Genomic DNA, 11,635 nt, shown 5'->3' with positions numbered 1-11,635 from the left:
GCTTTTATCTGTTCAAGCAATTCTTGGGCTGTGCCTTCGCCTACAATCTGTGGAACGAGCTTTCCTTGTATCGCCTCTTGAAGAACAGATATCTTTAATTGCTCTTTTATGGAGTCATTAAGTGTATTTTGTTTTTCCTGTATCACATTGTAATTCTCAATTAAAGGTATGAGCAGGGATAGTTTTTTAATTATGCGCTCACCTTCGTTGAGTGGAGGCAATGGACACATCACTTCTAATACATTAGAAACAGCAAGCCCAGGTTGAGCTGTAGCTGTTGCATATTTGTTTAGATTTAATGCTGTCAAGAAATAGTACATAAACAAAGGAGATAAAATCTCATAGGTATCTACAACCACAGCATGTTCTGTTGCATAGAACTTTCCTTTTTCTATGTTTACGCAACCACATAACGCTCCTTGTCTACCAACAATTGAATAATGTCCATGAGTATTAAAATCCTCTGTATATCCTCGCATTCCATTTCCTCCGACACATCTGTAAGGATGAGAAACTGAACTGTCTAAAAAGATTTTGCTTGCAGAGATATTCTTGCCTGCCTGCATAGAGCAAATATGTTTTAGCCTGCACCATTCCCACCCTTGCGGTATCTCAAACGGCACTTCGTCATCAATGCACTTTACCTCGCCCGTGGCGATTATCTTCTCATAATGGGAACTCACAGAACACAAAATATGCTTATTTATTAGGACAACTTATGTTTCACTAAAAAATAAACGAATAGAAATGGAATTAGAAAAGTTTGAAGAGTTCCTAAGCCAAGGCAATATGGCTAAGAACACAATCTCGGCATATCTGTATGCCGTGAAGGAGTTTGGCTCTCGACACAAAGAGTTGAACAAGAGAAACTTGTTGGTTTACAAGACTTACTTGATTGAGACCTACAAACCAAAGACGGTGAACCTGCGTATTCAGGCGATGAACAAGTATCTTGTGTTCGTGGGCAAGGCGAAGCTACGCTTGAAGTCGGTCAAGGTGCAGCAGCGTTCTTATTTAGAGAACGTGATCAGCAACGCCGACTACATCTTTTTGAAGAACAAATTGAAGGGGGAAGACAATTTGGAGTGGTACTTCGTGGTGCGCTTCTTGGCTGCGACTGGCGCCAGAGTGAGCGAACTTGTGCAAATCAAGATAGAGCATGTGCAAGCGGGCTACTACGACATCTACACCAAGGGTGGCAAGATACGCCGTATCTACATACCCAAGACGCTGCGCATGGAAACGGAGAAGTGGTTGCAAACTGTCAATCGCACAAGTGGCTATCTCTTTCTAAACCGCTTTGGCGAGCGTATCACCACAAGAGGCATATCACAGCAATTGAAAAACCATGCCGTGAAGTATGGCTTGAACGAGAAAGTGGTTTACCCCCACTCTTTCCGCCATCGCTATGCCAAGAATTTCTTGGAGAAGTTCAATGACATTGCCCTGCTTGCCGACCTCATGGGACACGAAAGCATTGAGACGACACGCATCTATTTGCGCAGAAGCAGTTTGGAGCAACAAGAAATTGTAGACAAGGTTATCACGTGGTAAAGCGACAATGTCATCTTATCTGAAAAGAGTGGAAAGAGACGCTTGTCTCTTTCCACTCCATCCAGAGCCTGTCATTCCGCCGCTACCTTTATATAATATAAAGTATACGCAACGCGCGAAGAAGGTTTTGTCATATTTCTTACTATGGCGCGCGCGCGGCGAGCGCTCGACAATCACGCGCCAACGAGCCGGGTCGTGCCGCGTCGTCAATGTTTCATCATCTCCTCAACGGCTCGCTTGAGCTGGCGGTCGTTGCCCGAGAGATAGTCCTCGGGGGTGTTGTACACCTCTATGTCTGGCAGAAGCTCTTTGTTCTCGGCAAAGGTGCCGTCCATGAAGCGGCAGCCCACCTGCGGTATGCCAAAGACGATGGACGGGTCTATCAACCGCTCCCACCACACGGCCGTCATGGTGCCAGCCACCGGCGTGCCCACCAACTTGCCTATGCCGAGCGTCTTGTACACAGCAGGGAAGCCGTACCCGTTGCTGTAGTCGTCCTCGCACATGAGCACGCAAGATGGCTTGGTCCACTTGTTCCATGGGTCCTTGCCCACCTCTTGTCCGTGGGGCACGAACGTTTGGTACTGCTTGCCCGAGAGCAGCGTGCACAGGTCGTCGTGCAACCATCCTCCGCCGTTGTGGCGAATGTCCACCACCACGGCGTCGCGGTTGCGGTTTTTGTCGCTCAGCAGCTCGCTGAACACCGTGCGGAAGCTCTCGCTGTCCATGGCCCTGACGTGCACGTAGGCCACTCGCCCGTTGGAGACGCTGTCCACGAAGTGACGGTTTCGGTCCACCCATCGCTTGTACAGCAGGTCGTTTTGCGCCCATGGGGTAACGGCCTTGACAGTCACGTCAAAGCGTTTTCTCTTCGCGGGATCGTACACCGAGACGCGCACGCGTCGGCCAGCCTTGCCATCAAGCAGGCTGGTATAGTCTTGGCCTTTCAGGATGGGTTGGCCGTCTATCTTCTCTATAACGCAGCCTTTGTCCACGCCTGTGTTTTTCACGGCGAATGGTCCGCGCTTGATTACCTCTTCCACCCTTAGTCCGTCGCCATCGTATTTGTTGTCGAAAAATAGTCCGAGGGCCGCCGTGACCATCGCGTTGCCACGGGCACTGTAGCGGGCGCCGGTGTGCGAGGCGTTCAACTCGCCAAGCATCTCACTGAGCATCTCACTGAAATCGTAGTTGTTGTTGATATAAGGCAAGAAGCGGCGGTAATTGTCGCGATAGCCAGCCCAATCCACGCCATGCAGCTTGGGGTCGTAAAATTTGTCTTTCACCTGTTGCCACACATGGTCGAACATGTAGGCGCGCTCCTGATAGGGCTTGTAATTGAAACGCGACTCGAAAGGCACGTTCTTTATTTGGGAGCTGCCAAGGTCTACCTTTTTAATCATCCTGTCGGTGCATACGTACAGATTTTTGCAGTCTTTGTCGGGCATCATGCGTCCGCCACCAACGCCTTTCATGAGCAGCTTGGTGCTGTTGTCTTTGAAATCTTTCTTCCAAAGGTCGAAACCGTCCTCGAAAGCGGCTTGGTAATAGAGCGCGTCGCCGTCATTGTCAAGCACCATGTCGCCCATGCGCGACGAGTTTGTGGTGAGGCGTAACACGCGGTCGCGGCAGTTGTCGATGTCGAGCTTCACGGCCTTCACCTTTTTCACCACTACTTTGTCTTTGTTCTTGCCCTTAGCCTTGCCTTCAGAGTTATCTTTTTTGTCGTCTTTTTTCCGGTCCTCGTCATAGATGGCGCGTTCCTCCTTGGTCATTTTGAATTTCTCATACTCGTCAAGGTCGAAGAACATGATATAGGCGTCGTCTTCCGTTCCCCAGCTGCCGTGGCTGCGAAAGCCGGCTCGGTCGCTCTGGAATATCATGGCCTTGCCGCCCAGCGCCCACTTGCCGTTGACGTCGTTGTAGCCGCTCTGCGTGAGGTTGTGTATCTCTCCGTTGCCCTCGGCGTTCACGAGGGCGATGTCTTGGCTGTTCCATCCGCCATTGCCTATGTAGCTGCAGATGATCCATTTGCTGTCAGGACTCCACTCGAACCACACGTCGCCGTCCGAGTAAGAGTACATGTACTTGCCATCCATGAGCTTGCGTGGCTTTTTGTTTTTCAAGTCGATGGCGATGAGCGTGCCCCTGTTTTCCAGATAGGCGAGGCTCTTGCCGTCAGGGCTGTACCGCGGCATCTGCGACGTGCGCTCCGTGTTGACCACGCGTTCCTCCTCCAGCTCGGTGGCGTAGGCGAACTGGTTCTCCTTCTTGCTCTTGATGGTGGTCTGGTATATTTGCCACAAGCCGTCACGCTCGGCGGCGTAGGCTATGGAGCGGCCATCGGGCGCGATGGTGATGTCGCGCTCTTGCTGCGGGGTGTCGGTTATTTGCTTGGTGGTCTTGTACTCTATGTTGGTCACGTATACGTCGCCGTGCAGCGCGTAGGCTATCTCCTTGCCGTTGGGCGAGAGCTGTATCTCTGTGGCGCCTTGGGTTTTGATCTGTCTCTCCAAGTCCACGTCATTGCGGTCTGCCGTGACGCTGACGCTGAGTTTTCGTGGTTGCCCACCCGAGGGCTGCACGTATATCTCGCCATTGTACCCATAGCACAGCGTGCCGTTGTTGGCCACGGTGAGAAACCGCACAGGGTTGGTGTCAAAATGGGTTATCCGCGTGGCCGGGCCGCCGCTTACGGCTCGCCGGTAAACGTTGAAGCTGCCATCGGCCTCGCTGAGATAGTAGAACGATCGGCCGTCGGGCGCCCATCGGGGCGTGCGGTCCTCGCCCTTGAAATTCGTGAGCTTGGTGAAGGTGTCGCCCTTCTTGAGCCATACGTCGCGAGTGATGGCCGACCGGTGGTGCTTGCGAAAAGCGTCCTCGTAGCCCTTGCTGTCGTGGTACAGGATGTCGCCATTCTTGTTCACGCTGATGTCCTCCATCGTGACCGCGGAGAACATCTTGGGGCGACCGCCCTTCGTGTCAACTTCGTAGACCTGCGGAAACTGAGAGCTGGCGAAAAAAATAGACTGCGCCGTAGGCATGACAGCCGCGCTGAACAGCACTCGCTCGTTGTCGAGCCACGCCACGGGCGTCTCCTTGCCGCTGGCCGTGGTCAGCCGGGTGGGCTCGCCGCCGCGCGCGCTCATCACGTACACGTCCATGCTGCCCTCACGGTCTGACCCGAAGGCTATTCTCGTGCCGTCGGGGCTCCAAGTGGGATATGAGTCGTAAGCGGCGTTGGAGGTGAGCTGGAGGGCTTGTCCGCCAGTGACGGGCACCGAGAAGATGTCTCCTTTATAAGAAAAAGCCACGGTTTGTCCATCGGGAGAGATGGCACAGTGACGCATCCACAATGGGCTTTGCTGCCCATGGGCAGACAACGAGGCTGACACCAAGGCCAGCGCTAACATTTTTTTTGATTTAAGCATGATGATAATACCGTTATGTCCATGACCGCCCGCGCCCCATGCCTCGCGCCCCATGCTTCGCGTCTCATGCCTCGTGGCGAGATACCGAGCTTAAAGGCGTCGGGCGTGCCATTTATAATATAGTCTCAAGGCTTTTGGCCCTTTAAGGTGTTTAGGTTGAGCGGGAAATGATGTAAAAGTAGTATAGATTTTTATTTTTATGAAGCAACACGCGTTAAAATATATTAACCGCCCTTTCTTTTTACGGCAAGCGGGCCAATTTTTCGCCAACAAAGACGAAACGGGCGCGCGTGTCGCATGTGTCGCGTGAGCCTGTCTCGCATGTTCGCGCTTAACCTTGTAACCTTATATAATGTTAACAAGTTTCAAAAAAAAACAAACGTGAACCGATTGAAATTTTTTGTAATTTTAGGCACGAAATAAATAATTGCGCTAAAAAAACTTTAAACGATAATAATTCGTAATTACACCGAGAGCGTTGCCTATCGCGCGAGACGGTTAACAAGAAATATTTTCTTGCGTGAATTTAGAGAAACATCTCACGACATGATTTTAAAAACGTTGTTTTAGACAACAAGCATATTCACCATTAATTATTAAACTATGAAACGAAAGTATTACAAGCCATCATGCACAGTGATACACACGGCGCCAGGCGAACAAATCCTACAAAACTCTGACATACACTTAAAGGCGAACGATCCCGTTATGCCTATCAGCGAGGAGAAACGCGTGGAAGAGCAAGAAGAAGAGGTAGAATGGGAGCTTAATTAGGACACACACAAGCGTTAAAATTTTAGCGAAACAAAATAAGAACGACATGAAAAAAATTACACGAACAACCAAGAAATACGTGGAGAGCTGCGCGCTCGCAATCGCGTTTACGCTCCTGCCAACGGCTTGCGCGGACGATATTGCCAACAACAAAAGCGCCGGCAGCGACGCCATGCGCATCACGTTCAACATCCAAGACGCCACGCGCACGGCCGACGAGGCGCTGGCGAAGTCGATGGCAAGCCGGGCGACACACCTGCAAATGCAGGGCCTGAAGCCATCGGACATCACCGTACGCACGTTCGACGCCCTCTGCTCAGACGGCAGCGACGTGACCATCATGGAAGAGACAACCCCCGGGCTGCCCGCCGAAACCGAGGAGGCTCAAATCGTTAGCAGAGGCACGCATGTGTCAGTTACAAACGGCTCGCTGTCCAATCAATTCAAGGCCACGGCCTTCTTTGGCGCAAAACCTGGTTATTTATCCATGGACACCAAATTCAAGGACCAGGCTTTCAACGGTAACGGCTCGCCATTGGACGGCTCGCTGATATGGAAAGGCAGCCAGCCATGCGGACAGTTTTTCGCCTACGGTCCTTATATTCCATATTTGGAAGATAATTTTCCTGATACCAAACTGCCCAGTTTGCAGCAGGATGAGGATGGCAACAAAAAGATAGAGTTCAAGGTGTGTAATAACGTTATGCACCAGTCGGACCTTGTCACCGCCACGTCAGACGTGGTTACTCTCAGCCAAGAGAACAAAAATGAAGACAAATGCCCTCCGATAAAGCTAAAGTTCATGCATCCGCTTACCGCCTTGCGCTTCAAAATAGGGCAAGACGTGTTGGGTAACGGCAAGAATGAACCCATCAGAAGCGTGACCATTTCCGGCGTGAAGGCGAAAGGGACATACGTCCTGCCCGAGGAGAGCGGCAAATTTGGCACTTGGGAAAATGTAGGCGGTGACAATGCCACCTTTACCCTGCTCAACATGAACGGATTCAAAGCCGTGAACAATGTGTGCGTCGTAGGTACGGAAGCGCGGACTGACGCCAACACCATGTTCATGATTCCGCAAAAGGGTAAAATTACCATAAGCGTTCTCGTGGGTACAAAAACCATTCGTAAAACATTGCCAATAGACTGGAGTCCGGGCACGACCAAGACCTACAGCTTTTATCGCAAGACTGGCAAAAACGACTATCACCTCACGGTTGATGGCGGAGATGTGTTGTCCTATGACATCAACCAGCAACCAAAGACAGCAAACGTGCCCATCAACATCACGAGCTACAAAACCGGTGGCGCGCCATTGGCATGGTCCGTCGATGGGTATGAGGTGTCTAACGATAACGGCCACACATGGACAAAGATGAGCCGTTCAGAAGCCGACAAAATTATCAAGCTGAGCAAAGAGTCCGGCAACGGCTCACCGACCACCAACGGCGAAAAGGTTACGGCAACCGTACATTGGGATGTAGTTGACAAACTGGCCGACAGAAACAAGAAGTTACAAACTAATTCATGGCACGGCTCGAGCCTGTCTCCATTCAACCTTGCTACGCAGAATTGCGGGTACGATGTAATAAGTGGAAAGGGAACCACCGCCAACTGCTATATCGTTTCCGCCCCCGGCACATACGCCATTCCACTGATCTACGGCAACGCCATCAAGAAGGGCGCTTACAATACGATAGCGTACAACTCAGGACAAAAATGCTATAAAGACTATCAAGGGCACGAGATATCCAACCCTTATATCATTGGCGGAGAGAAAGCCAAGATCATTTGGCAAGACAACGATATAGTAAGCAAAAATCTTGAGATAAAAGAAAACAACCTTGTCTTTACCGTCACTCCCGACAAAATAAGGAATGGCAATGCCGTGGTGGCCGTGACCGACAAAAAAGGCGTCGTCATGTGGTCATGGCACCTATGGTTCACGATCCGCGACGAGGCATTGAAAACCACTACATTGGAGAGAGGGGATGACAAGGTGAATGTGGTGGCGAGTGAGCCTTTGGGGCTTGCGTACGTCAAATGGCTGCAAAGCGAGAACAGCGATGGAACGGAGAGAACGGGGGATAGGCGCATAAGAATAAAGTTCAAGCAGAATGTCGCCCAAGGGCAGAACGCCACGGTGGTGATCATCCAAGAGCCATTTCACCGCAAAGAAATAAACACCACCTCTTATCAATTTGGCAGGAAAGACCCAATGCCAAGTATCCAAGTGGATGGATTTGACATACGACCTGCCGGCACGGAAGGCGAAAGAATACAAGACCTCATCCAAAACCCTGGAACATTCTACTATGGACAGCATCTCTATTCAGAGTTCAACAACGGCGAGCCCTATTGGCTATGGGCAACCTACAAGGATTTGCATAATATAAATGACGAAAAAAATACGGTGAAGACTATTTACGACCCATGTCCCGCAGGATTCAAGGTTATGCCGAAGGCTTACATTCCCATTTTCACCAATGAAAAGGGCAACTCCTACACGAAAGGAAATTGGGACGCTGGCAGGTGGATGCGGCAAGGCCAGAAAAACGTCTATCTTTTGTTCGCGCCAGCAAGTCGCGACGGCTTGACGGGGAATGTGGAAGATGCCGGGAAACGCGGGTACTATTGGGCGGCGCGCGTAAACAGGGATGGAAACCTGAGCGGCATTACGTTCTCGAAATATTCGCCCGCCGCCACCAGCAACGCCACCGCCACTGTGATAGGAAATAAATTTCCATTTAACAGCGGTTGTGGCATATTGCCCGTCCAAGAGTGATCTCCATTGTAAAGTAGGAGCGTGAGCGCGAGCCATCCTACGACAAAACAAAGAAAAGCGCAGGGAACAAACTTATCGTTGAGTTTGTTCCCTGTTTTTTTTGATTCCCATCGCCACCAAATCCCTTGGCTCCATCATGGCGCGCCCGACACGACGCGTTGACGGCAATCCGGAGGTGGCGTGTCATGGCCACGACGACAGCCACGAGTCATTTTTCCCATTTTTGGCGGTTTGGCGGCAACGAACGCACCACGATGTCGCGCTGGCGCGCGCCTTTCGTCACCTTGGCGGCCACGGCCGCCACAAGCTCTGGCGTGAGGCTCTCGTAGACGCTCTCGCCATGGTCGTCGGCAAGGTTTGGCACCTTGCCTTGCTCGGCGTACACGTTGAGCGCGCCCATCCAGAGCATGGGGTCTGACGGCATGGAGCCCTTGCCGGACGGCGCCATGTCGTCCACGGCCAGCGGCACCATGGCCGCCTTGAACTCATCCCGGCTGAAATCTCCCTTGGCGATGCGCCCAAGCTGCGCCAAAGCCTCCTCTTTCATAGGCAACGCCTTGTCGCGCGAGGTGGAGAAATGCACGCTTAGCGTCACGCTCGCGGCTGGCCGCTCAGTGTAATCGGCCTTGACGCCCACGCTGTACACGGCGTGGTCGCGCTCGCGAAGCACGGAGAAGAGGCGGTTTTCCAATATGCCGCGCAGTGTCTCAAGGGCCGCTTGCTCCTTCTTGGAGAGACTCACGACGTTGAGCCAAGTAAGCTCCACCTCGCCCGCGTCGCCCTCCATGTCAATGTCAAACACGCGCCTGATGAGCCGTTCGGGCGACGAGAAGTCCAACCCTCGCAACCGGCGCGGCTGGCTGCCGGGCTGCCCGGGCAGCGCGGCTATGTATCGCTCCACGAGCTTGCGGGCCTCGTCCTCGGGCACGTCGCCCACCAAGCAGAATTTGAACAAGGCCGCGTTGCCGAAGCTACGGTTGAAAAGCGGCTGCAAATCGGCGTAGCGCATACGGTCGTAGAAGGCCAAGTCGTGCCTGGGATTGTCCGCCGACACGGGATAGAGCAACGCTTGTATGGAGTCTCGCGCGGCTGCCATGCCGGTGGTGACACGCGTGTTGTAAATGTATTTGGAGCGCGCCACGTACTTGTCAAACACGTCTCGGTCGAACCGCTGGTGGGTGAGCACGAGGTACAGGTAGCCGAAAAAGTCGTCGGCATGTGCCACGGCCGTATTGCCACCGATGCCATCGCTCTCGTCGGCAAGCGATATGCTGAGGTCGAAATCCTTGTCCTTGACCCATTGGTAGAGCTGGTTGCGGTTGTACCTGTCCACGCCGCTCTGCATGACCAAGGCCTTCATGGCCGTGTACGAGGGTATGTCGTTGGTGTCGACGGCTGCCCTCCCTCCCGCGGCGGACCCCGCGAAGAACAGCCGTCCGGAGCCATCGGGCACTCGCTTGTAGTAAACGGTGGCTCCGTTGCTGAGCCTCCACTCCTCGGCGTCAAGCTCGGCTATCTTCTTGGCGTGCGTTATTTTTCCGGGGGTGGGGTTGCTCGCCAATATATTGGTTGGCGCCGGCTGGTCCATCGCGTCGCGCAGGCGTGCCGGCGAAGCGTCGGCGATGGCGTCGGCCACCTGCTGGGCCGACACGTTCATCTCGTCTGCCGAGCGCGAGTAGGTCACGAAAGCGAGGTTGCCTCCATCCATCCACGAGCGCATCCACGCGTTCATGTCCTTCGCTTCAAGCTCCACGAGATGTTCCATGGACGTGGCTATCTGCTCCCTGAAAGGTACGATCGTGTCACCATAAAGAAAGTTTCGCCTGAAGAGGTCCATGAGATTGTCCGGCGTGCCAAGGCCTGCGTCGTCGGCAAGCACTTGCTTCATGCCTTTGTACATATCCGTGCAAGCGGCGTCAAACTCCTCGTCCTTGAAACCATTGACGCGCAAATCCTCGCGCACGTCGGCCAGCTGTCCCAACGCCGCGAGCTGCTGGCCCTCGTAAGGCACCATGTCCCAAGCCAGCTGCGAGTATCCGCGCGCCAACGGCGACAGGCTCACCGACGCGGCGATAAACCGCTCCTTGCCGGCATTGCGCAACGCGGCGAAACGGCGCGGGGCCAAACGGTTGAATATTTGGGTGAACAGATGCTCGTCCACGGCGCCTCCCTTGGCCTTCAGGCGTTGGTCCGACTTGCGCTCGTACAAGCCAAACGACGGCGACACATTGTCGGCGTCTATGAAACGAGCGTACCTCATGTCAGCGTTGTCGGCGATAAGGCGAGCGTCGGCGTGCCCCGGAACTTTCTTGGCCAGCAACTTGCCGAACAGTTCCTTCACGTCTTTTTCCACGGCGGCGGGGTCTATATCGCCAATGATGGCGATATATTGCAGCGACGGTCGGTACCAAGTGTCGTAAAAACGCCGCACGTCCTTGGCCTTGAACGAGCGCAACCGCTCCTCCCCACCAATCACGTTGCGACGCGCGTATCCCGCGTCGTTGTAGATGGCGGGCGCTATGAAGTCGCTCATGCGATGGTTCACGTCGTTGCGCTGTCGCCACTCTTCCATGATGATGGCGCGTTCCTTGTCCACGTCTTGCGGCGTTATGCGCACGCCGTGGCACCAGTCGTACAGCAGTTGCAGCATGCGCCGGTTGAGCCGCTTGTCATTGGCGGGCACGTCGCGCACGGCGTATCGCGTGTCGTCCAGGCCCGTGTAGGCCGAGAACGCGTTCAGGCCGTTGCCACGAAGAAATGTCATCACGCCCTCCGGGAAATGCTCGGTGGTGTTGAACGCGAGATGTTCCAACACGTGCGCCAACCCGTTTTGCGCGTCGTCCTCAAGGATGGCGCCAACGTTTTGGTACATGTAATAATGCACGGAGCCGGGCGTCCCGCCCCCGTTGGCTATGTAATAGGTAAGCCCATTGGGCAACTTGCCCTGCCTAAGGTTCATTTCCCGGGCCATGCCGGTTGCCACGTGGGCTATCGCCAAGCCCACCGCGAGGATGGCTTTGGCGACAAAAGCGCGATATATTGTTGAGTGATAGGTCATGGTATGGTGATGTTTTTTGGAATGATGGCGACC

Annotated in this window: 6 protein-coding genes; 3 read left to right on the top strand and 3 right to left on the bottom strand. The window is 53.4% G+C overall.

The genetic code is table 11. The features are described 5' to 3' along the window. A partial coding sequence (locus HMPREF1640_RS00680; protein ID WP_036891515.1) for a restriction endonuclease subunit S occupies window positions 1–566 on the bottom strand: 566 nt, incomplete at its 3' end. A 181-nt stretch (window positions 567–747) separates the two neighbouring features. On the opposite strand from HMPREF1640_RS00680, the gene HMPREF1640_RS00675 reads away from it, so the two are divergent. After that, window positions 748–1,554 (top strand): tyrosine-type recombinase/integrase, encoded by an 807-nt coding sequence (locus tag HMPREF1640_RS00675; RefSeq protein ID WP_036891501.1) that lies wholly within the window; start codon window positions 748–750, stop codon window positions 1,552–1,554. A 206-nt stretch (window positions 1,555–1,760) separates the two neighbouring features. Here the strand turns inward: HMPREF1640_RS00675 and HMPREF1640_RS00670 are convergent, their stop codons facing one another. Then, window positions 1,761–4,985, bottom strand: coding sequence for a S41 family peptidase (locus HMPREF1640_RS00670; protein WP_036891514.1), 3,225 nt, complete (start codon window positions 4,983–4,985; stop codon window positions 1,761–1,763). 603 nt (window positions 4,986–5,588) lie between these two features. Here HMPREF1640_RS00670 and HMPREF1640_RS13070 point away from each other — a divergent pair. Both HMPREF1640_RS13070 and HMPREF1640_RS00665 read left to right on the top strand, forming a co-directional pair. Next, window positions 5,589–5,759 (top strand): hypothetical protein, encoded by a 171-nt coding sequence (locus HMPREF1640_RS13070; RefSeq protein WP_156098655.1) that lies wholly within the window; start codon window positions 5,589–5,591, stop codon window positions 5,757–5,759. 46 nt (window positions 5,760–5,805) lie between these two features. Then, window positions 5,806–8,544 (top strand): hypothetical protein, encoded by a 2,739-nt coding sequence (locus tag HMPREF1640_RS00665; protein ID WP_036891499.1) that lies wholly within the window; start codon window positions 5,806–5,808, stop codon window positions 8,542–8,544. Between the two features lie 208 nt (window positions 8,545–8,752). Here HMPREF1640_RS00665 and HMPREF1640_RS00660 read toward each other — a convergent pair whose 3' ends face one another. After that, on the bottom strand, window positions 8,753–11,602 hold the full coding sequence (locus tag HMPREF1640_RS00660; protein ID WP_081935226.1) for a pitrilysin family protein: 2,850 nt from the start codon (window positions 11,600–11,602) through the stop codon (window positions 8,753–8,755). Window positions 11,603–11,635: the final 33 nt, after the last annotated feature.

Origin of the sequence: Prevotella sp. S7-1-8 (assembly GCF_000758925.1) — a bacterium.
GTDB lineage: Bacteria > Bacteroidota > Bacteroidia > Bacteroidales > Bacteroidaceae > Prevotella.
Note: the sequence above shows the minus strand (reverse complement) of the source record. Positions and strands in the feature narration are given on the sequence as shown.

Coding starts and splice junctions, on each gene's coding strand:
- HMPREF1640_RS13070 (WP_156098655.1), top strand. CDS start 5,589: ATGAAACGAAAGTATTACAAGCCATCATGCACAGTGATACACACGGCG.
- HMPREF1640_RS00660 (WP_081935226.1), bottom strand. CDS start 11,602: ATGACCTATCACTCAACAATATATCGCGCTTTTGTCGCCAAAGCCATC.
- HMPREF1640_RS00675 (WP_036891501.1), top strand. CDS start 748: ATGGAATTAGAAAAGTTTGAAGAGTTCCTAAGCCAAGGCAATATGGCT.
- HMPREF1640_RS00665 (WP_036891499.1), top strand. CDS start 5,806: ATGAAAAAAATTACACGAACAACCAAGAAATACGTGGAGAGCTGCGCG.
- HMPREF1640_RS00670 (WP_036891514.1), bottom strand. CDS start 4,985: ATGCTTAAATCAAAAAAAATGTTAGCGCTGGCCTTGGTGTCAGCCTCG.